This is a genomic window from Amycolatopsis sp. NPDC024027, assembly GCF_040638975.1.
Classification (GTDB): domain Bacteria; phylum Actinomycetota; class Actinomycetes; order Mycobacteriales; family Pseudonocardiaceae; genus Amycolatopsis.
Window position 1 is genome coordinate 48,185 of the sequence record NZ_JBEZYY010000008.1, and the last position, 23,266, is coordinate 71,450.

The window sequence follows — 23,266 nt, forward strand, 5'->3', positions numbered from 1 at the left end:
TCAGGCCCCGATCGGCGCCACCACGGCGCCGGTCAGCCGGATGAGCTCGCTCGGTGCCAGCTCCACTTCCAGCCCCCGCCGCCCGGCCGAGCAGAACACCGTCTCGAACCCCTCCGCCGAGGCGTCGATCACCACCGGAAGCCGGCTTCGGTGGCCCAGCGGGGAGATCCCGCCCAGCACGTACCCCGTCGCCCGCTGGGCCGCCGCCGGGTCCGCCATCTTCGCCTTCTTGCCGCCCGCCGCGGCCGCCAGCGCCTTCAGGTCCAGCTGGCCGGTGACCGGGACCACGCCCACCACGAGCCGGCCGTCCACCTCCGCGACCAGCGTCTTGAACACGCGTGCGCGGTCCAGGCCCAGCGCTTCCACCGCTTCCAGCCCGTACGAATCCGCCCGCGGGTCGTGGTCGTAGGCGTGCAGCGTGTGCGCCACTTTTTGCTTCACCAGCAACGCCGTCGCCGGGGTGCCCTTGCCAGCCATGGCGGAAGTCTAGGGAATGCCCGATCCCCCCGATCGGTTGTACCGGATGTGACAACAACGCTCGCCACCGCACGCTCACGCAGCCGCCGCAGTTCCCAGGCACCGGCGAACCGCGGCGTGCCCGGTCCCCGCGTAAACTCGGGTCCGCCGTATGCGCGCACGCGCATCGACGCCGAGCGGGAAGGGAACGGTTTGCCGAGCACGCAGAACTCAGCGCCGGAAGAAGCGACCGAGGCCGAGCGCGCCGAGCGTTTCGAGCGGGACGCGATGCCGCTGCTCGACCAGCTGTACTCGGCCGCGATGCGGATGACCCGCAACCCCGCCGATGCCGAGGACCTGGTCCAGGAGACCTACCTCAAGGCGTACGCGGCCTTCGCCTCCTTCAAGGCGGGGACGAACCTGAAGGCCTGGATGTACCGCATCCTGACCAACACCTACATCAACGGCTACCGCAAGCGTCAGCGGCAGCCGGTGCAGGCGCCCACCGAGGAGATCACCGACTGGCAGATCGCCAAGGCGGAGAACCACACCTCGAGCGGGCTGCGGTCGGCCGAGGTCGAGGCGATGGACAACCTGCCCGACACCGACGTCAAGGCCGCCCTGCAGAAGCTGCCCGAGGAGTTCCGGCTGGCCGTCTACCTGGCCGACGTCGAGGGCTTCGCGTACAAGGAGATCGCCGAGATCATGGACACGCCCATCGGCACCGTGATGTCCCGCCTGCACCGCGGCCGCGCCCAGCTGCGCGACCTGCTCGCCGACGTGGCCCGGGAGCGCGGTTTCATCCGGGGTGCCCAGGAAGAGGTGGCCGGGCGATGAACGACATGTGCGAAGGCGCGTCCGACAAGGTCCGCTGCGAAGAGGCGCTCGCCGACATCTACCTGCTCCTCGACCGCGAGTGCAGCCCCGAGCGTGACGCCGCGTTGCGCTCGCACATCGAGGACTGCCCGCCGTGCCTCGAGGAGTACGGCATCGACGAGCACATCAAGCAGCTGCTGGCCCGCAAGTGCGGCGGCGACCACGCCCCGGCCGAGCTGAAGAGCCGGCTGCGCGCGTCGATCCGCCAGACCGTCGCCACGCGCGGCGGCGTCACCGTGGAACGCACCGAGATCACCCTCGAGCAGCGCTCCGAGTAGCGCGCCTGAGCACGACGAAGGCCCCCACGCTGGTGTGTGGGGGCCTTCGTCATGCCGACGCCGGGAATCAGGCGTTGGGCTTCTTGCCGTGGTTCGCGCCGTTCTTCTTCCGGTCGCGACGCTTGCGGGCGCGCTTCGACATGTTCACTCCTCGTCGTCAAAGCTGGTCAACCTCTCAAGTGTGTCATGGCGTCCCGCTCTGGTTGGATGGGGTGCGTGTCCACGCTCGCCGAACTGCTCGCCGACAACACCGGCCTCCCGGGGGAGGCGGCGGATCACCTGCAGACCGTCGTCGCGGAGTGGCAGCTGCTGGCCGACCTGTCCTTCGCCGACTTCCTGCTCTGGGTCCCGGTGACCGAGGAGCTGCAGCCCGACGGCGGTGACTTCGTCTGCGTCGCGCACGCGCGGCCGACGACGGCGCCCACGGCGCACCCCGAGGACGTCGTCGGCACGCGGTTCACGGTCCAGGAGCACCCGCAGCTGGCGAAGGCCATGCGCGAGGTGCGGATCTGCCGCGAGGAGGACCCGCACTGGTACCGCGACCTGCCGATGCGGCGCGAGGCGATCCCGGTGCGGTTCCACGACGAGGTCATCGCCGTGATGAGCCGCGAGACGAACCTGGCCGCGCCGCGGGTGCCGTCGCCGCTGGAAATCGCGTACCTGGGCAGTGCCGGCGACCTGTGCCAGATGATCGTCGACGGCACGTTCCCGCCGAACGGGACGAACGCGACCGACACGCACACGTCGCCGCGGGTGGGGGACGGGCTGATCCGCCTCGACTCGAGCGGCACGGTCGTGTTCGCCAGCCCGAACGGCCTGTCCGCCTACCACCGGATGGGGCACGAGTCCGACCTGGTCGGGACGCGGCTGGCGCCGCTGACGCGGTCGCTGATCCGCGACCCGTTCGACGCGACCGAGGTGTCCCACCGGATCATCGAGGCCCTCGACGGGAAGCCGTCGAGCCGCACGGAGGCCGACTCGCGCCGCGGCGCCGTGGTGCTGTTCCGCGCGCTGCCGCTGCGGCCGGCCGGCCAGGCGGCGGGCGCGCTGGTGCTGGTCCGCGACGTCACCGAGGTGAAACGGCGTGACCGCGCGCTGCTGTCGAAGGACGCGACGATCCGGGAGATCCACCACCGGGTGAAGAACAACCTGCAGACGGTGGCCGCGCTGCTGCGGCTGCAGTCCCGGCGGACGTCGTCGGAGGAGGCGCGGCTCGCCCTGGCGGAGTCCGTGCGCCGGGTGACGTCGATCGCGCTGGTGCACGAGGCGCTGTCGATTTCCGTGGACGAGCGCGTCGACCTCGACAAGCTGCTGGACAACGTGCTGCCGATGGTCGGCGAGGTCGCCACGGCGGAGTCGCAGGTCGGGCTGTCGCGGAAGGGCTCGTTCGGGGTGGTGGTCGCGGAGATCGCGACGCCGCTGGTGATGGTGCTGGCCGAGCTGGTGCAGAACGCGATCGAGCACGCGTTCCCGGCGGGCCGGTCGGGCAAGGTCGAGCTGATCGTGGAGCGTTCGGCCCGCTGGCTGGACGTCGTGATCCGCGACAACGGCCGCGGCCTGCCGTCGGGGTTCTCGCTGGAGCGGTCGGACGGGCTCGGGCTGCAGATCGTCCGGACGCTGGTGGAGTCCGAGCTGCGGGGCTCGCTGTCGCTGCGGAAGGTGCGGCCGGAGACGTCGGCGACCCGCGTGACGGGGACGGAAGCCGCGCTGCGCATCCCGCTTTCCCGCCGCCTCTGACTCCCGCCGCGTACTCAGACGGACGACACGCGTACCTGGACGGACGACACGACTGGGACTTGTGTCGTCCGTCCAGGTACGCGTGTTCGCTTTCTGGGTACGCGTGTCGTCCGGTCGGGTACGGACGCGGAGACGATGAAGGCCCGGCACCAGGTGCGTGGTGCCGGGCCGTTCAGCGCTTCGTGGGAGGTTGAAGTCCCGGTGAGGTTTCACCGCACCCGTCGCCAGGTGGTTTCGCCTCGGTTGTTAAGCTCAGACCGGGTAGGTATCACCCCAGACGGCGTGGGCACGACAAATGCCCGCCGGGTGAAATTCCTGCTCGGCCTGGGTGGATCTCGAGAAACTTAGGCGTTGGTCCGCGTGCCGATGTGCGTACGGCGGCGCTTGAGCGCGCGTCGCTCATCCTCGCTCATGCCGCCCCACACGCCCGCGTCCTGGCCGCTGGCCAAAGCCCAGGCCAAGCAGTCGGATGCGACGGTGCAGCGGTGGCACACGGCCTTCGCCTGCGTAACCTGCGACAGAGCCGGACCGCTGGTTCCCACCGGGAAGAACAGCTCGGGGTCCTCGTCTCGGCAGGCCGCGTCGTGGCGCCAGTCCATGTTCGTGAGCTCCTTCATATGGCGCGGGAGGGCCGCGCCACAGTCGTCTTAATGGCGGTCGTGTTCTTGGGTGCTTGTGAATGCTTTCACGAAGCATCGCTTTCGACAAGGGTTTCCGGAAGATCGGTGAGTCAGGTCACCCGGCCGAGCGACCCCTCTGACCTGCGGTTTCTCTCCGAGACAGCCGCCAGAAGGGAAGGCTGATGCGCTGAGTGGAGCTTCTCCGTCGACGAACGGCACCTGCACTTATCCGCAGGCGATCAGCGGTCCCGTCGTCACACGATTACCGTGAGTGCGTTCGGGACGCTGAAGAATTCCACTCGGGTCCGCTGGCCGACGAGGTCGCCGTCCACCTGGAAGTTTACCGGTTCAGCTGCGTCGATGCGGATCATCGGCAGGTCATCGTGACGCACGAGACGCCGGCCGCGCTGGTTGCTCTTCGTAGTCAAAGCTTGGCGTACATGCTTGAACACCGTCGGCAACCCCAGACCGTTCAACGCGAACAAACCCAATCCTGCCTCGAACGAGCAACCCGGGTTGAGGTGGATGGCTCGCTCACCGAGGTAACTCCACGGATCGGTGTTCGACACGAAAGCGGTCAACGCCTCGGCGGGTTCTTCACCCGGGATGCGGATCGTGAGGGCCGGCCGGCCCAGCGGCGGCCGGAAGTAGGAGCGGACGGCGGCCCGCAGGTAGAGGCCGGCCGTCGTCTGCTTGCCGCGGCGCTTGGCGACCCGGCCGACGACGTCGGCGTCCCAGCCGAGGCCGGAGTTGAAGGTGAACCAGTGCCCGTCGGCCAGGCCGAGCCCGACCCGGCGCGAGCGGTCGTTCTCCAGCGCGTTGAGCAGCTGGTGGGTGGCCTCGAACGAGTCCGCCGAGATGCCGAGGGCGCGCGCGAAGACGTTGGCCGAGCCGCCGGGGACGACGCCGAGGGCCGGCACGTGCCCGATCTCGTTCGGATCGCCGTCGGCGTCGGCGAGCAGGCCGTTGACGACCTCGTTGACCGTGCCGTCGCCGCCGTGCGCCACGACCAGGTCGATGCCGTCTCGCGCGGCCGAGCGCGCGACGGCCATCGCGTGGCCGCGGTAGTCCGTCTCGACCACGTCGAGCTTCACCTGGCTGGCGAGCGCGTGCGCCAGCACGTCCCGGCCACCGGCGGTGGTCGAGGTGGCCTGGGGGTTCACGACGAGGATTGCGCGCATTACCGCAGGGTAAGTGACATCCGGCGGCCCGAGAACCTTCCGGCGCCGCATGGTGACGGGCGCAACCCCGGGGAACAGCACCTTCGCGACCCTGTGCCGGGCGGTCCTCCTTCGCACGCGAGTGTCCGCTCGTCGTGACAAGTGCACCCGGGCCGACCGCCCGCTCATCGACGACACCTGAATTTTCGGCGCCCGGGCGGTCCCGCGAAAACGGCCGACCGGGTGGCATACGATCGAATTGGCTCACGCACGGTGACTCGCCCTGGTCGAGGCCACTGTGTTTTTCGCGAAAACCCCTGGGAAGGCCGCAGCAGTGAAGTTCTCGCCCGCTCCCCGCGAGGTCCGGCTGGCCGGCGTGGTCACCGCGGTGCCGTCGCTCGCCCTGCTGGTGTTCGGGGTGATCGTGCTGGTGAACGGCCTGCGGTCGCCGGCCCAGCCGGGCAACAACGTCTTCGTCGAGTCCGGCACGTTCATCGTGGTGGCGCTGGCATTCCTGGCCGCGTCGGCCGGGCTGGTGCTCGGCCAGACGTGGGCGCGCTCCCCCGGCGTGGTGATCGCGCTGATCGTGATCGGCCTCGGCTGGTACCTGCTGGGCCCGTCCGGCGAGCCGTTGTGGGGCGTGCCGATCGCCCTGCTCGGCATCGTGGCCCTGGCCCTGCTGTTCCGCCGCTCGGCCCGGGCCTGGGCGCTGGGCCTGCGCGAAGGCGAGACCGAGACGGAAGCCGCCGAACGCGGCGGCCTCGCCGGCCGCCGTGCCGAGCGTGAAGGCCACGAAGAAGACTGACTCAGGCCCCGCCGAGAGGTCGCGAATGACTCATTCGGGACCTCCGATGCCGCGAATGAGTCATTCGCGACGTTCCTCGGTGCGTGTGATGAGCCGTTCGAGACCGCGGGCGGGCGGGTTACGCCTGGGCGGCGAGGGCGTGCAGCGGGGCGTCGGTGAGGCGGTTGACCGTCCACTCGTCCATCGGGACCGCGCCGAGGGCCTTGTAGAACTCCGTCGCCGGGTTCCAGCCCAGTACCGACCACTCGAGCCGCGCGTAGCCGTTCGTGACGCACTCGGCCGCAGCGCCGCCAGCAGGGCCTTGCCCAGGCCCGAGCCGCGGTGGGACGCCCGCACGTAAAGGTCCTCGAGGTAGATGCCGTGCACCCCGCGCCAGGTCGAGAAGTTGAGGAACCAGACCGCGAAGCCGACGACCTCGCCGTCCACTTCGGCCACGTGCCCGAACAGCTTCGGCGCCTCGCCGAACAGCGCGTCGTGCAGCTGCGCCGGCGTCAGGTGGCACTCGTCGGGGGCGCGCTCGTACTCCGCCAGGTCGTACGCCAGGCGGACGGCCGCTTCGACGTCGTCGGGGCGGATCCGGCGGATGCGGTCGTCGGGCACGTCAGTCCTCCGCGGGCAGCAGGTTGAGGTGTTCGATCTGGGGTTCGCCGCGCTCGTCGCCGAGCACCGCGATGCCGGCCGCGTCGAGTCCGAAGTGGACACCGGCGGTGGCGGCCAGGCCGAGCCAGCGGGCCACCAGCACGCGGCTGAAGTGCCCGTGTCCCACCAGGATCACGTCGCCCGCTTCGCTGGCTCGCCGGCCGCGCTCCAGCACGCGATCAGCGCGGGCGGAGACGTCCGAAGCGCTCTCGCCGCCGGGGCTCGGGTGGGTCCAGACCGTCCAGCCGGGCACGGTTTCCCGGATCTGGGGCGTGGTGATGCCTTCGTAGTCGCCGTAGTCCCACTCGGCGAGGTCTTCGGTGACTTCGTCGACGCGCAGCCCGGCCAGCGCGGCCGTGCGCAGCGCCCGGGCACGCGGGCTCGACAGCACCAGTGACGGGCCGCCGACCAGGCTGCGAAGGGTGCCGCCCGCGGCCCGCGCCTGGCCTTCGCCCGCCGGGGTCAGCGGGATGTCCGTGCGGCCGGTGTGCCGCCCGTTCAGCGACCATTCGGTCTGCCCGTGCCGGAGGAGGAAGAGACGGTTCGCCACGCGGCCGAACATACCCGGCCGTTTGCGCGCAGGCTGGGCGTCTGGTTATCTACTGAACGGTAGCTTAGCTCGAGGAGATCTCCATGTCCCAGACGCCGACGTTCACGATGTGGCACAAGCTGGCCGGGAAGCCGGGCGGAAAACAGCTGTTCAGTGCCGCGATGTGCCTGCGGGTGCCGTACTTCCGCACGGTGCTGCCCTCGGTGCGCGAGCTGCGTCCGGGCCACTGCGAGGTCACCGCGCCGAAGTGGTGGGGTGTTTACAACCACATCCGCACGTTCCACGCGATCGCCGCCTGCAACCTGGCCGAGATCGCGATGGGCATGCTCGCCGAGGCGACCGTCCCCACCACGCACCGCTGGCTGCCGAAAGGCATGACCGTCGAGTACGTCGCGAAGGCCGAGACGGGCCTGCGCGCGGTGGCGGCGCTGCCCGCGCTGCCGGAATTCGGCGACGAAGGTTTCGACCTCGAGGTCCCGGTGACCATTTCGGACACGGGCGGGCTGCCCGTGGTCACCGGGACGATCACCATCTGGGTGACGCCGAAGAAGCGTTAGAGCTGCTTGTACTGCACGTACGTCGTCTGGTGGAACGTGTTCTGCCCGGTCGGCGACGGCAGCCCCAGCTTCCGGTCGACGAGCTCGCCGAGCGGGCCACAGCCGTGCGTCGCCGGGAGAGCCAGATCCGGGTCCACGACGCCGAAGTGGAACGTCGGCGGGTTCTTGGAGAGCACCACCGGCGGCAGCGCCGGGTCGTCGTGGACGACGGTGTGCATCGGCGCGGCCGCCGTGCCGATGCTGCATTCCCGGCGCAGCAACGGGTGTCGCAGCACCGCGTAGACGTCGAGCTCGCCGCGGCGGGCGTCATTGCCCTGGAAGTCCGAGTAGCCGCCGTAACGCAGCTGGAGCGTCGTGCCGGCCAGGCCGGGTACGCGCACCGGCTCGTGCCGCAGCGCGCCGAACGCCTGCGCGTACTGGCCGTTCACCCGGCCTTCGCTGAACGTCAGCCGCATTTCCCCCAAGGGGATCTCCTGGCTGCCGATCGTCAGCTTTCCTTGTGAGACAAAGGCTTCACAGCGCCATGTGCCCGGGTCGGCGTTCGCGGGCGGTGCCGGGCAGTCGGTGAAGTCGAACGTCGGGAGTTCGTCCGCGGACGCGGTTCCCGGCGTCAAAGCCAGTGCGACCGAGACCGCGGCCGCCCCCAGTGCGAGAAGTTTCATGGCGGTGAGCCTGCTCGGATCGCGCGCCCGGGACATCCGGGATCGTCCCCAGGGAAAGCCCCGGTATTCGTCAGGGCCCGAGCCGGGCCAGTGCGTCTACGAAGCCGTCGTCGGTGGCCGCGAAGAACTCGGCGTCGGCGGCTTCGACGTCCTTCAGCGCTTTCGCGACCAGTTCGAGGCCGGCTGGGGTGACTTCCAGGCGCTTGGCGCGGGCGTCGGCCGGGTCGTCGGCGCGCGCGAGCAGGCCGCGACCGGCGAGCTTGCGGACGACCTGGCTGGTCATCATCGTGTCGGTGCCGGCCTGGTCGGCGAGCTGCCGCTGGGTCGGTGGCTCGCCCGAGCGGGTGAGCCACCACGTCGTCGTCAGCAGCACGAACTGGACGTGCGTGAGGTCGTGCGGAGCCAGTGCGGCCCGCATCGCCCGCTGCCAGGCCAGTGTCACGCGCCACAGCAGGAAGCCGGGGCTGCGCTCGGGGCCGGGCAGGCGGGACTCCGGGGCGGTCATACCCGTGATCCTGCCCTTGGGGGGTTCCGGGTGGCGGAGCCCCCGGCCTGGGGCGAAGCCCCGGATGTCGCAGCCTCAGCAAGACGGGCCAAAGCGCGCATCGCGTCGGGAGTGTCTTCAGTGACCTGCGGCCCGAACCCTGCCGGCCCGTCGATGGTGACGCGGTAGGTGATCCGCGTGCCGCCGTCGATGTCGGTCAGCACGTGCTCGAACCGCAGGTGCGCGTCCGGCAGCACCGTCTCGTCGGTGAAGCTCCGGCCCTCGGTGACCTCGGTGAGGGTGAACGGGATCGGTGGCATGCCGTCCATCGTCATCGTGCCGCTGGAGCCGGCGGCGAAGGGGCCGTCGAGGACCACCGACCGGACGCCCGCGTCCCACTCCGGCCAGCGGCCGGTGTCGGCCCAGAGCGGCCAGATCGCGGCGGCGGGGGCGGCGGAGGTCTCGCTGTGCTCGTACTCGTAAGGTGCCATGCGAGCAGACTATATGCGTGCATACTAATTATGCAAGCGGCCGGGTGGCCGGGGATCGGGCCGGGATCGATCAGGGAGATCGGTCCGGCGCCGAGCGGAGTTTGTCGTAGTAGGCGACGCAGTCCGCGTACACCGGGAGGAGCCCCTGTTCCTCGGCTTCGGCCAGGGTCGGCGCGATGCGGTCCTTGTCCGAGATGATCTGCTCGATGTCCGCGGGCCAGGGCAGGCCCAGCGCGGGGTCGAGCGGGGTGATGCCGTGCTCGCCGGTGGGGTTGTACGGCTCCGAGCACATGTACGTCATCACGGTGTCGTCCTCGAGGGCGACGAAGCCGTGGCCGAGCCCTTCGGCGAGGTACATGGCGCGGAAGTCGCGCGAGTCGAGCACGACCGCGTCCCACCGGCCGAAGGTCGGCGAACCGACGCGGACGTCGACGATGACGTCGAGCAGCGACCCGCGCGGGCAGTAGACGTACTTGGCCTGGCCGGGCGGGGTGTCGGCGAAGTGGATGCCGCGGATGGTGCCGCGCCGGGACACGCTGTGGTTCGACTGGCCGAGCCGCAGCGGGTGGCCGACCGCATCACGGAAGGCGTCCTCCTGGAAGGGGGCGATGAACAGGCCCCGCTCGTCGGGGAACGCCCGGGGGGAGAACTCGAAGGCGTCCGGGACGCTCAGCGGGCGGAATTGCATGACATCACCATATCGGGCGCCAACAAAACCGGACGGACGTCTTGGGAATTGCCGGTGAATCGGCTCCGGTGTGACATCAACCGCACCGAGGGGTCACCGGCGGCGGAGGACCTGTCACAATGAACGAACCGCCGCGTCCGCGGCCATCGCCAGACCCACGGCACCGATGGCCGACGTGACGCCTCGCCGACAGGCCGGCGCTACCGCGCTGGGCTGCCGTGCCGGGACCTCCCACGGTTTCCCCCTGCGGACCGTGGTCCCAGCCCGCATGCCCAGGAGAAATTCCAGTGACCCGAGTCCGAACCGCGAGTTCCGTCATTCCCACTGGACGAATGACGGAAACGACGACAGGAAACCCCATGACCGACCCCACCGGCGCCGGCGCGCCGGTCACCGACGAAGAGATCTTCACCGGGCACGAGGGCGGCAAGCTCTCGGTGGCGGCCACCCGCCCGATTTCCAGCCCGCGTGACCTTTCGATCGCCTACACCCCCGGGGTGGCGAAGGTGAGCCGCGCGATCGCCGAGGACGCGGCCAAAGCCAAGCGCTACACGTGGGCGGACCGGCTGGTCGTCGTGGTCAGCGACGGGACGGCGGTGCTCGGCCTCGGCGACATCGGCGCCAGCGCGTCGCTGCCGGTCATGGAGGGCAAGTCGGTGCTCTTCAAGACCTTCGGCGGGCTCGACTCGATCCCGCTGGTGCTGGACACCACCGACGTGGACGAGATCGTCGAGACGCTGGTGCGGCTGCGGCCGTCGTTCGGAGCGGTCAACCTGGAGGACGTCTCCGCGCCGCGGTGCTTCGAGCTGGAGGACAAGCTCAAGGAGGCGCTGGACTGCCCGGTCATGCACGACGACCAGCACGGCACGGCGATCGTGACGCTGGCCGCGCTGCGCGGCGCCAACCTGGTCCTCGACCGGGCGATCGCCGACCAGCGCGTGGTCGTCTCCGGCGCCGGCGCGGCCGGCGTGGCCTGCGCGAAGATCCTCCAGGAGGCCGGCATCGGCGACGTCACGGTGCTCGACTCCCGCGGCATCATCCACGCCGGTCGCGACGGCCTGAACCCGGTCAAGGAGCGGCTCGCCGCGACGACGAACAAGGCGGGCCTGCGCGGCGGCCTGGCGGAGGCGCTGGAAGGCGCGGACGTGTTCCTCGGCCTGTCGGGCGCGACGATCGACGAGTCGCTGCTGGCCCGGATGGCGGGCGGCGGCATCGTGTTCGCCCTGTCGAACCCGGACCCGGAAGTTCACCCGGAGGTGGCCGCGCGGTACGCGTCGATCGTGGCCACCGGGCGGAGCGACTTCCCGAACCAGATCAACAACGTCCTGGCGTTCCCCGGCGTCTTCCGCGGTGCGCTCGACTCGGGTGCCCGGGCGATCACGGAGAACATGAAGCTGGCGGCCGCCGAGGCGATCGTGTCGGTCGCGATGGACGACCTGGGCCCGGACCGGATCGTCCCTTCGCCGCTCGACCCGCGGGTGGCTCCGGAGGTCGCGGCGGCGGTGGCCAAGGCGGCGGAAGCCGACGGCGTCACGGACTGATTTCCCCGCGAAGGCGGCACTTCCCCCGGAAAGTGCCGCCTTCGCGCGTGTTCAGAGCAGTTCGGCCAGGCGGTGGCGGGGGACGTCGACCAGGCGCAGGTCCACCAGGTCCGCCGGGACGTCGAGGGAGACGTTCGCCAGCCGGGCGTGGGCCCGGGTCAGGACCTCGTCCTGGTGCGCCACCGCGTCCGCGACCACCACCGCGTGGCGGTTGTCCGGCGTGCTCCGCAGGTACCGCAGCGCGTACTTCCCCCGCACGAGTGAGGCGAGCGCCTCCTGGGCCGCCTGGTCCGCCAGGTCCGGGTGGGCGTTCGGCAGCAGCAACGCCAGGCGCCGGGCGTTCGTGCCCAGCAGCGTCCGCAGCAGCCACGGGCCCGGGTCGCCCGAGAGGTCCATCGCCACCGCGTCGCCCTCCGGGCCGGAGATCGACCAGTCCACCGGCCGCGACTCCAGCGAAAGCCCGCTCGAGACCGCGATTTCCTTCAGCTTCTCCAGCAGCGCCGGTTTCGTCCCGGCCGCCTCCACCGACTGCGGGCCGTGCGTGTAGATCGCCTTGCCGCCGCGCATCTTCTTGGCCTTCGCCGTCGGCTGGCAGACGTACAGGTCCGCCGCGCTGCCGATCGCCTGCGCCCCGAAGTAGCGGTTGAAGCCCGGCAGGATCGCTTCGAACGTCAGCCCGAGCGTCGCCAGCGAGCGCTGGACCTGCGCGCCCAGCGCCGGGTGGCGCGGGCTGTAGCCGTAGGCCAGCAGCAGCCGTCCTTCGCTCGGCTCGCGCAGCGCCTGCACCCCGCGTGCCGCGAACAGCCCCATGCCTTCGGGCGTGTACGGCGGATCGCTGAACACGAGGTCGAAGCCGCTCGAGAGCGAGGGCGGCAGGCCGACGCGCAGGTCCGCGTGCACGGTCCGGATCTCGCGGCCGCCGCGGTCGTCGAGGTAGGCGAGCACGCGCTCGTCCAGGTCGACGACGGTCGGCGACGCCGATGGGCAGACCGCCCGCACCGCCAGCGACGTCAGGTCGTGGTCGCCGAGGAACAGCAGGTGCGCCGAGGCGAGGTCGTACTGCGCGTCCAGCCAGAGCGCGCGGCGCAGCACGGTTTCCGGCGTGGCCTGCACGTGGTCGAGCGCGGCCAGCGGTGACGGCACCTCGGCCACCCACTCGGCGATCTTCGGCAGCAGTTCGTGCGCCGCGACGGCTTCGTCGAGCGGGTCGGCGTAGCGCGGCGCGTGGTACTGCAGGTAAGACGCCGCGACGCCGGGCGAGATGCGCAGGCGGTCGCCGCTGCGGTCCAGGTCGTCGCCGAGGGCCGCGAGGACGGCCTCCACGCTGCGCCGTGGCGCCGTGCTCAGCCGGACCAGTTCGCCGAGGTCGTGGTCGCCGGTGCGCAGCAGGTCGAGGACGCGGTACAGCGGGCGGACGCCGACGCCGTGCGCGGCGAGGACGTCGTCGAGTGCCTTCACGGGCTCCGAGCCTAGCCAACCACCTGCCGGAACAGCGTGCCAACCACCGCCGACTCGGCTACGGTCGAACCGACCGGGACATGGGGAGTGGCTGTGACCATCGAATTCCGCGACGTGACCAAGCAGTATCCGGATGGGACGGTCGCCGTCGACAAGCTGAACCTCACGGTCGAAGACGGCACGATCACCGTGTTCGTCGGCCCGTCCGGCTGCGGCAAGACGACGTCGCTGCGGATGATCAACCGGATGGTGGAGCCGACCGGCGGCCAGGTGCTGCTGGACGGCAAGGACGTCGCCGAGGGCGACCCGGCGCTGCTGCGCCGCGGCATCGGGTACGTCATCCAGCACGCCGGCCTCTTTCCACATCGGACGGTGCTGGACAACATCGCCACGGTGCCCCTGCTTTCCGGCTGGGACAAGGCGAAGGCGCGCAAGCGGGCCGCCGAGCTGCTGGAGATCATCGGCCTGCCGGTCGAGCTCGGCAAGCGCTACCCGGCCCAGCTCTCGGGCGGCCAGCAGCAGCGCGTCGGCGTCGCCCGCGCGCTCGCCGCGGACTCGCCGGTGCTGCTGATGGACGAGCCGTTCTCCGCGGTCGACCCGATCGTGCGCGAGGACCTGCAGAACGAGCTGCTGCGGCTGCAGTCGCAGCTGGGCAAGACGATCGTGTTCGTCACCCACGACATCGACGAGGCGGTCCGGCTCGGGGACAAGGTGGCGGTGATGCGGGTCGGCGGCAAGCTCGCCCAGTACGGCACCCCCGCCGACGTCCTGCGGCACCCGGTGGACGACTTCGTCGCGTCGTTCGTCGGCCGGGACCGCGGCTACCGCGGCCTGTCGTTCCTCTCCGCCGAAGGCGTCGAGGTCAAGGAGCTGGAGCTGGTCGAGATCGGCTCCGCCGTTCCCGCGAGCGACGGCTGGCGGCTCGCGGTCAACACCGAGAAGCAGCCCCGCGGCTGGCTGCCCCCGAACTCCACTGTGGACGGTCCGCTCGCCGAGGACGCCCTCGTGGCCGGGGGATCGCTGTGGGTGCGGGGCACGCCGATCCGCGGCGCGCTCGACGCGGCGCTGTCGTCGCCCGCCAGCCTCGGCGTGGTCGTGGACGACGATCACCGGGTGCTCGGCGGCGTCGTCGCGAGGCAAGTGCTGGACGTGATCGAGGCGACCCCGCAGGCGTCATGAGCTTCTTCGACGAGCTCGGGCGCTACCTGAGCAGCGCGAACAACCGCGTCCAGATCCTCGGTGACCTGGGCGACCACGTGTACCTGGCGCTGCTCCCGCTGGTCGTCGGGATCGTCCTGGCGATCGCGGCGGGCTGGCTCGGCCACCGCTGGCGGCCCGCGCGGCAGGTGCTGATGGTGGTGGCGAACCTGCTCTACACGATCCCGTCGCTCGCGCTGTTCGTCGTCATCCCCGGCCTGATCGGGTCGAAGATCCTGGACAGCGTCAACGTCGTCGTCGCGCTGACGATCTACACCACGGCGCTGCTGGTCCGGCCGGTGCTCGACGCCCTCGACGCGGTGCCGGCGCCGGTGGTCGCCGCCGCGACCGCCGTCGGGTACAAGCCGGTGCGCCGCTTCTTCGCCGTCGAGCTGCCGCTGTCCGTGCCGGTGCTGGCGGCCGGCGTGCGGGTCGCGTCGGTCAGCAACATCAGCCTGGTCAGCGTCGGCGCGCTGATCGGCACCGGCGGCCTCGGCGTGCTGTTCACCGACGGCTTCCAGCGCGAGTACTTCTCGCCGATCGTGGTCGGCATCGTGCTGACCCTCCTGCTGGCGCTGGTCGTCGACCTCCTGCTGGTCGGCTCGCGAAATCTGTTGACGCCGTGGACCCGGGTGGAGGCGCCGTGATCACCGATCTCGTCCACTGGTTCGGCGACCCGGCGCACTGGTCCGGGCCTGACGGCATCCCGCAGCGGCTGCTGGAACACCTCGGCTACACCGCGTTGTCGCTGGTGATCGCCCTGGTCATCGCGGTGCCGCTGGGCCTGTTCGTCGGCCACACCGGCCGCGGCGGCGTCGCGCTGGTGAGTGCCGGCAACGCCATCCGCGCGCTGCCGACGCTCGGGCTCGTCACGTTCCTGTTCCTGCTCTTCACCGAGAGCGTCACCTCGACGATCATCGGGCTCGTCGTGCTGGCCGTCCCGCCGATCCTGGCCGGCACGTACGCCGGGCTGCAGGCGACCGACCACGGCGTGGTCGACGCCGCCGAGGGCGTCGGGATGACCGGCTGGCAGCGGCTGTGGCAGGTCGAGGTGCCGATCTCCCTGCCGCTCGTGCTCGGCGGCATCCGCAACGCCGTGCTCCAGCTCGTCGCGACCGCCGCGGTGGCCGCGTACGTCGGACTCGGTGGCCTGGGCCGGTTCCTGCTCGACGGACTGGCCATTTTGGACTATTCCGAGGTCATCGCGGGTGCGCTGCTGACGACGTTGCTGGCCATCGCCCTGGATCTGCTCTTCGCGTTGCTGAACCGGGCCCTGGTGCCCCGGGGCGTCCGGCTCGCGGCGGCCGTGAAGAAGGTGGCGGCGTGAAGCGGCTGGTCGTGCTGGTGGTTCTGGTGTTGGCGGCCGGTTGTGGCAATCCGCTGGCGGGCGGCGGTGAAGGTGGCGCTTCGGGGGACATCATCATCGGGGCGTCCGACGTCGGCGAAAGCCTGCTGCTGGCCCAGATCTACGCCGGGGCGCTGCGGGACGCGGGCGCGACGAACGTGACCGTGCGGCCGCCGGTCGGCAGCCGCGAGGTCGTGGTCAAGGCGCTGCAGGACAAGTCGCTGTCGGTCGTGCCGGACTACAGCGGCAACCTGTTGCGCTACTTCGACAAGAACACCACCGCGACGACGTCCCAGGACGTCTACGCCCAGTTGCGGCAGAAGATCCCGCCCGGCTTCGAGGTGCTGGACCAGGCACCGGCCGAGGACAAGGACCTGCTCGTCGTCGGCCCGCAGCTGGCGTCTTCAGGGGTGAAGACGTTCTCGGACCTGGGGCGGCGCTGCCGCGAGCTGGTGTTCGGCGGCCCCGGCCAGTGGAGCAGCCGCTGGAAGGACAAGATCAAGTCGTTGTACGGCTGCGAGTTCAAGGAAATCCGCACGACCGACACGGGCGGCCCGGTGACGGTGGCGGCGCTGAAGTCCGGCGACGTGCAGGTGGCGGACCTGTTCAGCACGTCCTCGACGATCGCGGCGAACGGGTTCGTGCCCCTGGTCGACGACAAGAACATGTTCCCGGCGCAGAACATCGTGCCGCTGGTGGCGCGGGGGACGTTGTCCCCGCGTGAGGTGACGGCGCTGAACCGCGTGTCGGCGGCGTTGACGACTTCGGAACTCACGCGGCTCAACGTCGAGTTCACCGAGGAGAAGCGCAATCCGCTGGACATCGCGGAGGACTTCCTCGCCCGGGCTTAGTGGTCGACGGCCAGCTTGACGCCGAGGCCGATGAAGATGCCGCCGGTGGCGACCTCGATGCGGCGCTGGTTCTTCTTCCGCCGGACCCAGCCACCGACGCGGCCGGCGAGGACGCCGACCGTGCCGTCGACGAGGAACTCGAACACGATCATGATCGCGCCGAGGACCGCGAACTGCAGCCAGACGTGGCCCTTCGCCGGGTCGATGAACTGCGGCAGGAAGGCGATGGTGAAGGTGACCATCTTCGGGTTGAGCAGGTTGGTGAGCAGGCCGCTGAGGTAGGCGCGGTCGCTTTTCCGCTCGACGAGCGGCTTGCGGTTCCGGATGGCCTGGACACCCAGGTAGATGAGGTAGCCGGCACCGGCCACCCGCACGACGGTGAAGGCCACGGGCACGGCGGCGAAGAGCGCGGCCAGCCCGGCCGCCGCGACGGCGACGTGGATGGCTTCGCTGGTGGCGACCCCGGCGGTGGCGAGCAGGCCGGCCTTCGGGCCGCCGCGCATGCCGCAGCCGAGGATGAAGAGCATGTCCGGCCCCGGGGTGACCATCGCGATCGCGGTGGTGACGAGGAAGGCCAGGAGGAGGTGCTGGTCGACCGGCATGGGCTGATCCTGACACGCCGGTCGTCCCGCACGAACTCCTTTTCCGCCTCGGGGCCTGCACCTGCCCGGCGCCGGCTTCGGGTTCTTCGTTGCGTCGCGCGCCTCAGCCGCTTACGGCCGCCGCCACCCGGGCCGCGTCCTCGATGCCCTTCTCCGGGGGCTCCTCCGGCAGCGGTAGCAGCACCACCGAGCCGCTGCCCGCCTCGTGGAGCGATCGGACCGCCGCGGCACACGTGTCCACGTCGCCGCAGATGGCCAAGCGGTCGATCCACTCCGGACGCAGGCCCGCCGCCAGCTCGTCCACTGTGGACGTGGAGTCCATCAGGGCCAGCAGTTCCCCGGCGAACGGCAGGCCCTCGACCTGCACCCGCGATCCCGGGGTCAGGGACTCCGCGACCGTCAGGCGCGCCCGCTCGCGGTCGCCCAGGGCCAGCCAGTTGTACGTCACCACCGCGTGGTGGGCCGGCGCGCCTTCCGCCGCGCGGCCCGGTGCGATGCCCTCCAGCGCCGTCCGGACGTACTCCGGCGGCGCCGGCTCGGCGAGGATCGTGCCGTCCGCCGCCGCGCCCGCGACCGCCAGGGACTTCGGGCGGCGGACGCCCGCCACCAGCGGGGGCGGCGACGCCGGCGGGAACACCAGCTCGACCTCGTCCAGGTGGACGTGCCGGCCGTCCATCGAGACGCGCTCGCCCGCCAGCAGCCGCCGGACCGCCAGCAGCGTCTCCTCCAGCGCCGCGAGCGGGGATGCCGGGTACGCCCCGATCTGCCGCATCCACGAGGCGACGCCGTGGCCGAACCCGGCGATCAGCCGGTCCGGGTTCAGCTCGGCCAGCGCCGCGACCTCCATCGCCGCGATCGCCGGGTTGCGCGCCACCGCCGGCAGCACGCCGATGCCCACCTTGATCGTCGACGTCACCGCCAGCGCCGTCGCGACCGTGGCGACACCGGCCGCCCAGAAACAGTCCTCGACCAGCCAGAGCTCGTCGAGACCCGCGTCTTCGGCCTGGCGCGCGAGGTCGCGCAGCTTGGCCGGCGGCTGCTCGCGGTTGATCCGCACCCCCACGGACGAGGTCGGTGTGTACACGCGCGGCTCCTGTTCAGATCCGGGAGAACGCGGGCGCGTACTCGAACGCGCCCGCCTGGGTTGGTTCGTACGCGGCCAGCGTCCGCGCCTGGAAGTACCGGCCCCACCGCGGGTCCGGGGCCGTGATCGCCAGGTCCGCCGCCGTCACGAACCCGAACCGCGAGTAGTAGGCGGGCTCGCCGAGCAGGACGACCAGGCCGTGGCCGACGGCGTCGGCCGCGGCGACCACGGCGTGCACCAGCGCCGAGCCGACGCCGCCGGACTGGTGCGCGGGCAGCACGCCGAGCGGCCCGAGCCCCACCGCGGCCGCCGGGTCTTCGCCGAGGCGGGCGCGGCTGCAGCACACGTGCCCGACGACTTCGCCGTCGTGGAGGGCCACCAGCGACAGGGCGTTGACCAGGTCGCCTTCGGTGCGGAGTTCGTCGACGAGCGGCGCCTCGACCGGGGTGACGCCCGCTTCGCGCCGGAACGCTTCGCTGTGGACGGCGTGGATCGCCGCCTCATCGCCCGGCGTCTCGCGGCGGATCAGCATGATCGCCACCTTGCCGTGAACCGGCTGCGGATGGCAATCGGTTTGGGCTGCGCCCCCGGTTTCCACGCTACCGGAGGGCACCGACAGTTCCGGGCGGCTGACGAAGTCCGGGCGGACCACGACGAAGGCCTCCTCGCCGGCGGATCGGGGAGGAGGCCTTCGTCGTGCTTCAAGCGATCAGTCGAACGCCTTCGAGATCAGCGCCTTCTGCTCGACCTCGTGCACCTTCGACGAACCCGCCGACGGAGCCGCCATCGGGCGGCGGGAGACGACCTGCAGGCCCGAGAGCACCTCCGGGAACTTCCGGGGCAGGTTCAGGCCGAAGAACGGCCACGCACCCTGGTTCTCCGGCTCCTCCTGGACCCACGCGACCTGCGTCGCGTTCGTGTAGCGCTCCAGCGCCGCCAGCAGCTTCTTCTTCGGCAGCGGGTAGTACTGCTCGATCCGCACGATGGCGACGTCGTCGGCCTCGCGCTTCGTCCGCTCCGCCACCAGCTCCCAGTACAGCTTCCCGGAGGTCAGCAGCACCTTGCGGATCTTCGCCGGGTCCGGGGTGACGTCGTCGATGACGGACATGAACCGGCTCTCGCCGGTGAAGTCCTCGGTCGGCGAGGTCGCGGCCTTGTTGCGCAGCATCGACTTCGGCGTGAAGACGACCAGCGGGCGCTGGATGCCGTCGAGGGCGTGGCGGCGCAGCAGGTGGAAGTAGTTCGCCGGGGTGGACGGGACCGCCACCGTCATCGAGCCCTCCGCGCACAGCGAGAGGAACCGCTCGATGCGGCCGGACGTGTGGTCCGGGCCCTGGCCCTCGTGGCCGTGCGGCAGCAGCAGCACGACGTCCGAACGCTGGCCCCACTTGGCCTCGCCCGAGGAGATGTACTCGTCGATGACCGTCTGGGCGCCGTTGACGAAGTCACCGAACTGCGCTTCCCACATGACCAGCGACTCGGGGTTGGCCACCGAGTAGCCGTACTCGAAACCGACGGCCGCGTACTCCGAGAGCGCGGAGTCGTAGATCATCACGCGGCCCTGGCCGTCGGCCAGGTTCTGCAGCGGCGAGTACTCCTGGCCGGTCTTGCGGTCGATGAACACCGAGTGCCGCTGGGTGAACGTGCCGCGGCGCGAGTCCTGGCCGGACAGCCGGACCAGGCGGCCCTCCATCGCCAGCGACCCGAACGCCAGCAGCTCGCCGAACGCCCAGTCGATGTCGCCCTCGCGGGACATCTTGTGGCGGCGCTCCATGACCGGCTTGACGCGCGGGTGCGGGGTGAAGCCGTCCGGCACGTTCACGAACGCGTCGCCGATGTGCTCCAGCGTCTTGCCGGTGATCGCCGTCGCCACCTTGGCCGGCACCTGCTGCTCCTCCTCGACGGAGGGGCTGGCCTTCGCCGGGTGCTTCTCCAGCTCACGCACCTCGTTGAAGACGTGCTCCAGCTGGCTCGAGAAGTCGCGCAACGCGGCCTCGGCCTCCTCGACGGAGATGTCGCCGCGGCCGATCAGCGACTCGGTGTAGGTCTTCCGCACCGAACGCTTGGTGTCGATGATGTCGTACATCGCCGGCTGCGTCATCGAGGGGTCGTCGCCCTCGTTGTGGCCGCGGCGGCGGTAGCAGATCAGGTCGATGACGACGTCCTTGTGGAACGCCTGGCGGTACTCGACGGCCAGCTTGGCCACCCAGTGCGCGGCCTCCGGGTCGTCGCCGTTCACGTGGAAGATCGGCGAGCCGATCATCTTCGCGACGTCGGTGGCGTACTGCGACGAGCGCGAGTGCTCCGGCGCGGTCGTGAACCCGACCTGGTTGTTGACGATGACGTGCACGGTGCCGCCGGTGCGGTACCCGCGCAGCAGCGACAGGTTCAGCGTCTCGGCGACGACGCCCTGGCCCGCGAAGGCCGCGTCGCCGTGCATCAGGACCGGCAACACGGTGTAGCCCTCGCCGCCCTTGTCCAGGAGGTCCTGCTTCGCGCGGACGATGCCCTCGAGCACCGGGTCGACGGTCTCGAGGTGCGACGGGTTCGCCGTCAGCGACACCTTCGTCTCGCCGTCGCCGAACATGCGGAAGTACTTGCCCTCGGCGCCGAGGTGGTACTTCACGTCACCGGAGCCGTGCGCCTGGCCCGGGTCGAGGTTGCCCTCGAACTCCTGGAAGATCTGGCTGATCGGCTTGCCGACGATGTTGGCCAGCACGTTCAGCCGGCCGCGGTGCGGCATGCCGATGACGACCTCGTCGAGCTCGTGCTCGGCGGCCTTGTCCAGCAGCGTGTCGAGCAGCGGGATCGCCGTCTCGCCGCCCTCGAGCGAGAACCGCTTCTGGCCGACGTACTTGGTCTGCAGGAACGTCTCGAACGCTTCGGCGGCGTTCAGCTTCGAGAGCACGTACTTCTGGACCGCGGGGTCCGGCTTCTCGTGCGGGATCTCGACGCGCTCCTGGATCCAGCGGCGCTCCTCGGGGTCGAGGATGTGGGTGTACTCGATGCCGACCGTGCGGCAGTACGAGTTGCGCAGCACGCCCAGGATGTCGCGCAGCTTCATCCGCTCCTGGCCGGCGAAGCCACCGACCGGGAATTCGCGGTCGAGGTCCCACAGTGTGAGACCGTGGGACAGCACGTCCAGGTCCGCGTGGCTGCGCTGGCGGTAGTTCAGCGGGTCGGTGTCGGCCATCAGGTGGCCGCGCATCCGGAACGCGTCGATCAGCTCGATGACGCGGGCGGTCTTGTCGACCGGGCCGTCCGGGATGTCGGCGACCCAGCGGATCGGCTCGTACGGCAGGCGCAGGCTGGTGAAGACGTCGTCGTAGAAGCCGTCCTCGCCGAGCAGCAGCTGGTGGATGCGCTTGAGGAACTCGCCCGACTCCGCACCCTGGATGATGCGGTGGTCGTAGGTCGAGGTCAGCGTCATGATCTTGCTGATGCCGAGGTCGACCAGCGTCTTCTCGCTGGTGCCCTCGAAGGCGGCCGGGTACTGCATGGCGCCGACGCCGATGATGGCGCCCTGGCCGGCCTGCAGCCGCGGCACCGAGTGGTTGGTGCCGATGCCGCCCGGGTTGGTCAGCGAGATCGTGGTGCCGGAGAAGTCGTCGGCCGTGAGCTTGTTGTTGCGGGCCTTCTTGACGATCTCCTCGTAGGCCTGCCAGAACTGCAGGAACGACATGTCCTCGCAGCCCTTGATCGAGGCCACGACGAGCGTGCGGGAGCCGTCCTTGCCCTTCATGTCGATCGCGAGCCCGAAGTTGACGTGCTCCGGCGTGACCGCGAACGGCTTCCCGTCGATCAGCTGGTAGTGCCGGTTCATGTTCGGGTACGCCTTCAGCGCCCGCACCATGGCGTAGCCGATGAGGTGCGTGAAGGAGATCTTGCCGCCGCGGGTGCGCTTGAGGTGGTTGTTGATGACGATGCGGTTGTCCGCCATCAGCTTCGCCGGGACCGCGCGCACGCTGGTCGCGGTGGGGACGCTCAGCGAGGCGTCCATGTTCTTGGCGATGGCCGCCGCGGCGCCGCGCAGCTGCTTCGACTCCGGCTCTTCCTTCTTCGCCTCGGCCTTGGGCTCGGCCTTCGCGGCCGGCTTCGGCGCCGCCTTCTGCTCCGGCTTCGGGGCCGCCTTCGCGGGCGCCGCCGTGGCCGGGGCCGACTTGGTCGCCGACTGCTTGGCCGCCGACTCGGCGTTCCGCACCGCCCCGGCCGACGGCTGGGAGGCCTGGCCGTTGGTGGCGGCCTTGGCGTCGGACTGCTGCTGCCGGGCGGTGTCCGCCTTGGCCTGCGCGTTCTGCGTCGGCTTGAAGTCCGCGAAGAAGTCGTGCCAGGCGGCATCGACTGAAGAAGGGTCTGCGAGGAACTGGTCGTACATCTCTTCGACCAGCCACTCGTTGGGGCCGAACTGTGACGCAGGGCTGCTGCTGGACACGGCTGGGGCTCGCCTCTATCCGTCTCGATCTCGATCTTGAATCCGCTGATGCGCCTACCAGGCTAACCCCCTCGGTGACCGCGATGTGATGGAACCGGCCTGTGTGAGGCGAGGCGCACTAGGGTATCGGTCACTGACTCGATCAAGATGTGCTAAGGGAACCTTAAGCCCTGGACCGGGTACAGGGTTCCCGGCCGACCGGGCTGGGGACCGCTCGACCGGCGGGCGCTGCCTCAGGGCGTGGCGTCGACGGCCTCGGCGAGGTCCTTGCCCAGCGGGTACGGCGGCTCGTGGGGAACGAGCTTGACGGCCAGGTGGAGCTGGTCGGTGGCCAGCAGCCCGGCGATGTCGCGCATCACCGGTGTGACATCGGTGACGGCGGTGATCCACTCGTCGACGGGTTCGGTGTCGAGGCCGATCCGGATGGCCTGGAAGTTCAGCGCGGTGTGGTCGAGATCTCGCTCCGCTTCCCACCGGACGTGCCCGTGGGCCAGCGCCGACTCGAAGCCTTCGCGGGTGAGGTCGATCGCGAGGATGCGCTCGTGGCCGGGCTTGCGCCCGTTCTCGCTGCCGTGGGCCGCGAGCCGGAACGACGGCGTGACCTGCACCGGCCCGCCCCGCTCGAAGGCCTGCTTCTCGAGCGCGGCGTCGGCGACGGCGGGCGAGCACGCCTGGTAGACCCGGACGCTCGTCTCGGTCTGCGCCGCCCGCACCTGCCGGTCGGGAACCCGCTTCTCTTCGAACATGCCCGCC

24 protein-coding genes and 1 pseudogene are annotated in these 23,266 nt (G+C 70.6%); 10 read left to right on the forward strand and 15 right to left on the reverse strand.

The window, feature by feature from the left end; genetic code table 11:
* Entirely contained in the window at window positions 1-477 is a 477-nt protein-coding gene (gene ybaK / locus AB0F52_RS21120) for a Cys-tRNA(Pro) deacylase (RefSeq protein ID WP_360173364.1), read from the reverse strand.
* A 192-nt stretch (window positions 478-669) separates the two neighbouring features.
* On the opposite strand from ybaK, the gene AB0F52_RS21125 reads away from it, so the two are divergent.
* The 3 genes from AB0F52_RS21125 (at window position 670) to AB0F52_RS21135 (ending at window position 3,347) form a co-directional block, all read left to right on the forward strand.
* Complete coding sequence (locus tag AB0F52_RS21125) at window positions 670-1,293, forward strand: sigma-70 family RNA polymerase sigma factor (RefSeq protein ID WP_013229712.1); 624 nt, start codon at window positions 670-672, stop codon at window positions 1,291-1,293.
* Window positions 1,290-1,610, forward strand: coding sequence for a mycothiol system anti-sigma-R factor (rsrA, locus tag AB0F52_RS21130; protein WP_103341238.1), 321 nt, complete (start codon window positions 1,290-1,292; stop codon window positions 1,608-1,610). The genes AB0F52_RS21125 and rsrA overlap by 4 nt, the downstream gene beginning before the upstream one ends.
* A 216-nt stretch (window positions 1,611-1,826) precedes the next feature.
* The gene (locus tag AB0F52_RS21135; RefSeq protein ID WP_103341239.1) at window positions 1,827-3,347 is read left to right on the forward strand and encodes a PAS domain-containing sensor histidine kinase; all 1,521 of its coding nucleotides are present in this window, start codon (window positions 1,827-1,829) and stop codon (window positions 3,345-3,347) included.
* A gap of 344 nt (window positions 3,348-3,691) precedes the next feature.
* On the opposite strand, the gene AB0F52_RS21140 is transcribed toward AB0F52_RS21135, so the two are convergent.
* Window positions 3,692-3,946 carry a WhiB family transcriptional regulator gene (locus AB0F52_RS21140; RefSeq protein ID WP_003059797.1) on the reverse strand — a complete coding sequence of 85 codons (255 nt, stop codon included), beginning with the start codon at window positions 3,944-3,946 and terminating at the stop codon, window positions 3,692-3,694.
* Between the two features lie 275 nt (window positions 3,947-4,221).
* Window positions 4,222-5,148 carry a diacylglycerol kinase family protein gene (locus tag AB0F52_RS21145; RefSeq protein ID WP_360173369.1) on the reverse strand — a complete coding sequence of 309 codons (927 nt, stop codon included), beginning with the start codon at window positions 5,146-5,148 and terminating at the stop codon, window positions 4,222-4,224.
* Between the two features lie 313 nt (window positions 5,149-5,461).
* Here AB0F52_RS21145 and AB0F52_RS21150 point away from each other — a divergent pair, with 313 nt between their 5' ends.
* On the forward strand, window positions 5,462-5,932 hold the full coding sequence (locus AB0F52_RS21150) for a hypothetical protein (protein WP_360173372.1): 471 nt from the start codon (window positions 5,462-5,464) through the stop codon (window positions 5,930-5,932).
* A 118-nt stretch (window positions 5,933-6,050) separates the two neighbouring features.
* Here the strand turns inward: AB0F52_RS21150 and AB0F52_RS21155 are convergent.
* Both AB0F52_RS21155 and AB0F52_RS21160 read right to left on the reverse strand, forming a co-directional pair.
* A pseudogene (locus tag AB0F52_RS21155) lies at window positions 6,051-6,532 on the reverse strand (GNAT family N-acetyltransferase).
* A gap of 1 nt (window position 6,533) precedes the next feature.
* Window positions 6,534-7,121, reverse strand: a complete 588-nt coding sequence (locus AB0F52_RS21160; protein WP_360173375.1) for an acid phosphatase — start codon at window positions 7,119-7,121, stop codon at window positions 6,534-6,536.
* Window positions 7,122-7,204: 83 nt separating this feature from the next.
* Here AB0F52_RS21160 and AB0F52_RS21165 point away from each other — a divergent pair, with 83 nt between their 5' ends.
* Window positions 7,205-7,678 carry a hotdog fold domain-containing protein gene (locus tag AB0F52_RS21165; protein ID WP_360173378.1) on the forward strand — a complete coding sequence of 158 codons (474 nt, stop codon included), beginning with the start codon at window positions 7,205-7,207 and terminating at the stop codon, window positions 7,676-7,678.
* Here the strand turns inward: AB0F52_RS21165 and AB0F52_RS21170 are convergent.
* The 4 genes from AB0F52_RS21170 to rfbC form a co-directional block, all read right to left on the reverse strand.
* Window positions 7,675-8,340 carry a hypothetical protein gene (locus tag AB0F52_RS21170; RefSeq protein ID WP_360173381.1) on the reverse strand — a complete coding sequence of 222 codons (666 nt, stop codon included), beginning with the start codon at window positions 8,338-8,340 and terminating at the stop codon, window positions 7,675-7,677. The genes AB0F52_RS21165 and AB0F52_RS21170 overlap by 4 nt on opposite strands.
* 70 nt (window positions 8,341-8,410) lie before the next feature.
* The gene (locus AB0F52_RS21175) at window positions 8,411-8,845 is read right to left on the reverse strand and encodes a MarR family winged helix-turn-helix transcriptional regulator (RefSeq protein ID WP_360173384.1); all 435 of its coding nucleotides are present in this window, start codon (window positions 8,843-8,845) and stop codon (window positions 8,411-8,413) included.
* Window positions 8,842-9,315, reverse strand: coding sequence for an SRPBCC family protein (locus AB0F52_RS21180; protein WP_360173387.1), 474 nt, complete (start codon window positions 9,313-9,315; stop codon window positions 8,842-8,844). The genes AB0F52_RS21175 and AB0F52_RS21180 overlap by 4 nt, the downstream gene beginning before the upstream one ends.
* Window positions 9,316-9,385: 70 nt before the next feature.
* Window positions 9,386-10,003 (reverse strand): dTDP-4-dehydrorhamnose 3,5-epimerase, encoded by a 618-nt coding sequence (gene rfbC, locus AB0F52_RS21185; protein ID WP_360173390.1) that lies wholly within the window; start codon window positions 10,001-10,003, stop codon window positions 9,386-9,388.
* Between the two features lie 359 nt (window positions 10,004-10,362).
* Here rfbC and AB0F52_RS21190 point away from each other — a divergent pair, with 359 nt between their 5' ends.
* Entirely contained in the window at window positions 10,363-11,544 is a 1,182-nt protein-coding gene (locus AB0F52_RS21190) for an NADP-dependent malic enzyme (RefSeq protein ID WP_360173393.1), read from the forward strand.
* Window positions 11,545-11,595: 51 nt separating this feature from the next.
* On the opposite strand, the gene AB0F52_RS21195 is transcribed toward AB0F52_RS21190, so the two are convergent.
* Window positions 11,596-13,002 (reverse strand): bis-aminopropyl spermidine synthase family protein, encoded by a 1,407-nt coding sequence (locus AB0F52_RS21195; protein WP_360173396.1) that lies wholly within the window; start codon window positions 13,000-13,002, stop codon window positions 11,596-11,598.
* Window positions 13,003-13,095: 93 nt separating this feature from the next.
* Here AB0F52_RS21195 and AB0F52_RS21200 point away from each other — a divergent pair, with 93 nt between their 5' ends.
* The 4 genes from AB0F52_RS21200 to AB0F52_RS21215 are packed head-to-tail and all read left to right on the forward strand — an operon-like array spanning window position 13,096 to window position 16,395.
* Window positions 13,096-14,181, forward strand: a complete 1,086-nt coding sequence (locus AB0F52_RS21200; protein ID WP_360173399.1) for an ATP-binding cassette domain-containing protein — start codon at window positions 13,096-13,098, stop codon at window positions 14,179-14,181.
* The gene (locus AB0F52_RS21205; RefSeq protein WP_360173402.1) at window positions 14,178-14,846 is read left to right on the forward strand and encodes an ABC transporter permease subunit; all 669 of its coding nucleotides are present in this window, start codon (window positions 14,178-14,180) and stop codon (window positions 14,844-14,846) included. Before AB0F52_RS21200 ends, AB0F52_RS21205 begins: the two co-directional genes overlap by 4 nt.
* Window positions 14,843-15,526: an ABC transporter permease subunit gene (locus AB0F52_RS21210; protein ID WP_360173405.1), complete on the forward strand. Its 684-nt coding sequence runs from the start codon at window positions 14,843-14,845 to the stop codon at window positions 15,524-15,526. Before AB0F52_RS21205 ends, AB0F52_RS21210 begins: the two co-directional genes overlap by 4 nt.
* The gene (locus tag AB0F52_RS21215; RefSeq protein ID WP_360173408.1) at window positions 15,523-16,395 is read left to right on the forward strand and encodes an ABC transporter substrate-binding protein; all 873 of its coding nucleotides are present in this window, start codon (window positions 15,523-15,525) and stop codon (window positions 16,393-16,395) included. Before AB0F52_RS21210 ends, AB0F52_RS21215 begins: the two co-directional genes overlap by 4 nt.
* Here the strand turns inward: AB0F52_RS21215 and AB0F52_RS21220 are convergent.
* From AB0F52_RS21220 to AB0F52_RS21240, 5 genes are all read right to left on the reverse strand, one after another.
* Entirely contained in the window at window positions 16,392-16,997 is a 606-nt protein-coding gene (locus AB0F52_RS21220) for a LysE family translocator (RefSeq protein ID WP_360173411.1), read from the reverse strand. The two genes, AB0F52_RS21215 and AB0F52_RS21220, sit on opposite strands and share 4 nt — an antisense overlap.
* A gap of 103 nt (window positions 16,998-17,100) precedes the next feature.
* Entirely contained in the window at window positions 17,101-18,081 is a 981-nt protein-coding gene (locus tag AB0F52_RS21225) for an LLM class flavin-dependent oxidoreductase (RefSeq protein WP_360173414.1), read from the reverse strand.
* Window positions 18,082-18,094: 13 nt separating this feature from the next.
* Complete coding sequence (locus AB0F52_RS21230; protein WP_360173417.1) at window positions 18,095-18,613, reverse strand: N-acetyltransferase; 519 nt, start codon at window positions 18,611-18,613, stop codon at window positions 18,095-18,097.
* A 177-nt stretch (window positions 18,614-18,790) separates the two neighbouring features.
* On the reverse strand, window positions 18,791-22,513 hold the full coding sequence (locus AB0F52_RS21235; protein WP_360173420.1) for a multifunctional oxoglutarate decarboxylase/oxoglutarate dehydrogenase thiamine pyrophosphate-binding subunit/dihydrolipoyllysine-residue succinyltransferase subunit: 3,723 nt from the start codon (window positions 22,511-22,513) through the stop codon (window positions 18,791-18,793).
* 233 nt (window positions 22,514-22,746) lie between these two features.
* Entirely contained in the window at window positions 22,747-23,259 is a 513-nt protein-coding gene (locus tag AB0F52_RS21240) for a DUF4291 family protein (protein ID WP_360173423.1), read from the reverse strand.
* Window positions 23,260-23,266 lie beyond the last annotated feature (7 nt).

Bases quoted from the DNA above. Each gene is read 5' to 3' on its own strand.
- AB0F52_RS21230 (WP_360173417.1), bottom strand. From the start codon at position 18,613: ATGCTGATCCGCCGCGAGACGCCGGGCGATGAGGCGGCGATCCACGCC.
- AB0F52_RS21145 (WP_360173369.1), bottom strand. From the start codon at position 5,148: ATGCGCGCAATCCTCGTCGTGAACCCCCAGGCCACCTCGACCACCGCC.
- AB0F52_RS21170 (WP_360173381.1), bottom strand. From the start codon at position 8,340: ATGAAACTTCTCGCACTGGGGGCGGCCGCGGTCTCGGTCGCACTGGCT.
- rfbC (WP_360173390.1), bottom strand. From the start codon at position 10,003: ATGCAATTCCGCCCGCTGAGCGTCCCGGACGCCTTCGAGTTCTCCCCC.
- rsrA (WP_103341238.1), top strand. From the start codon at position 1,290: ATGAACGACATGTGCGAAGGCGCGTCCGACAAGGTCCGCTGCGAAGAG.
- AB0F52_RS21240 (WP_360173423.1), bottom strand. From the start codon at position 23,259: ATGTTCGAAGAGAAGCGGGTTCCCGACCGGCAGGTGCGGGCGGCGCAG.
- AB0F52_RS21180 (WP_360173387.1), bottom strand. From the start codon at position 9,315: ATGGCACCTTACGAGTACGAGCACAGCGAGACCTCCGCCGCCCCCGCC.
- AB0F52_RS21190 (WP_360173393.1), top strand. From the start codon at position 10,363: ATGACCGACCCCACCGGCGCCGGCGCGCCGGTCACCGACGAAGAGATC.
- AB0F52_RS21175 (WP_360173384.1), bottom strand. From the start codon at position 8,845: ATGACCGCCCCGGAGTCCCGCCTGCCCGGCCCCGAGCGCAGCCCCGGC.
- AB0F52_RS21220 (WP_360173411.1), bottom strand. From the start codon at position 16,997: ATGCCGGTCGACCAGCACCTCCTCCTGGCCTTCCTCGTCACCACCGCG.
- ybaK (WP_360173364.1), bottom strand. From the start codon at position 477: ATGGCTGGCAAGGGCACCCCGGCGACGGCGTTGCTGGTGAAGCAAAAA.
- AB0F52_RS21140 (WP_003059797.1), bottom strand. From the start codon at position 3,946: ATGGACTGGCGCCACGACGCGGCCTGCCGAGACGAGGACCCCGAGCTG.
- AB0F52_RS21205 (WP_360173402.1), top strand. From the start codon at position 14,178: ATGAGCTTCTTCGACGAGCTCGGGCGCTACCTGAGCAGCGCGAACAAC.
- AB0F52_RS21165 (WP_360173378.1), top strand. From the start codon at position 7,205: ATGTCCCAGACGCCGACGTTCACGATGTGGCACAAGCTGGCCGGGAAG.